The organism is Neorhizobium descurainiae, assembly GCF_051400715.1.
Classification (GTDB): domain Bacteria; phylum Pseudomonadota; class Alphaproteobacteria; order Rhizobiales; family Rhizobiaceae; genus Neorhizobium.
In genome coordinates, this window is record NZ_JBLFFK010000085.1 from 1 (window position 1) to 994 (window position 994).

At 62.5% G+C, this 994-nt stretch carries 1 protein-coding gene; it reads left to right on the forward strand.

Annotation, left to right across the window (positions count from 1 at the left end):
- The coding region (locus ACMGE0_RS33520) for a condensation domain-containing protein (protein ID WP_436820166.1) at positions 1 to 994 on the forward strand (994 nt) is incomplete at both ends.

The window sequence follows — 994 nt, forward strand, 5'->3', positions numbered from 1 at the left end:
CTGCAGCCTATGTCGCTCCCCGCACCGAGACCGAAGCCGCGCTCGCCGCCATCTGGCAGGACGTCCTCGGCCTCGACCGCGTCGGCGTCAACGACAACTTCTTCGAGATCGGTGGCGATTCCATCCTCTCCCTGCAGATCGTCGCCCGCGCCCGGAAAGTAGGCATCGCCATCACACCTAAGCAGATCTTCGAGGCGCCGCAGATCGAACGGTTGGCAGGATTGGCCGGGATGCCGAAAACCGAGACGCGGCAAGAGGTCGAGGGAGAACTTCCCTTGACGCCGATCCAGCACTGGTTCTTTGAGCACAATCCCCTCGGCACTCCGCACTGGAACCAGTCCGTGCTGCTCAAGGTCAAGAGGGCACTCGACCCGATCGCCCTTGAATCGGCGCTTCAAGCGCTCATCCTGAGGCATGACGCTTTGCGCCTCTCCTTCACGAAAGCATGTGACGAGGACTGGCACCAGTGGCTCTTCTCTCACGATGCTGCTCCGCTCGTGGACGTCATCGATCTGACCGGTGAAGCCGACTGGAGGGCCGCCCTTTCCCGTGGAGTCGACCGTTTGCAGAGCGGTCTTGACTTGCAACTCTCCCAACTCGTGAAGGCAGGCTATTTCCGGCTGCCCGACGGAAGTGACCGGCTGCTGCTGGTGATCCACCACCTTGCGGTCGACGGTGTGTCCTGGCGAATCCTGTTGGAGGAATTGCAGGCAGCATACGAACAGGCCGAGCGCGGAGCGACCATAGAGCTGCCGCTGCGCTCGACACCATGGAGCGTCTGGACACGCGATCTCATGGATTATGCTGCGAAGACGGATCTCGCCGCCGAACTCGAGGAGTGGAAGACCAGGCTCTCGAATGCGTCAGCCGATCTGCCGGTCTCGGAAAAAGGCAACCGCCGTTTTGCCGCCAGCCGCTCGGTGGGCATGGAGCTCGACCGGGAGACGACCCGCAGGCTGTTGCAGGAGGTACCGCGCGCCTATCGCATGCGCAT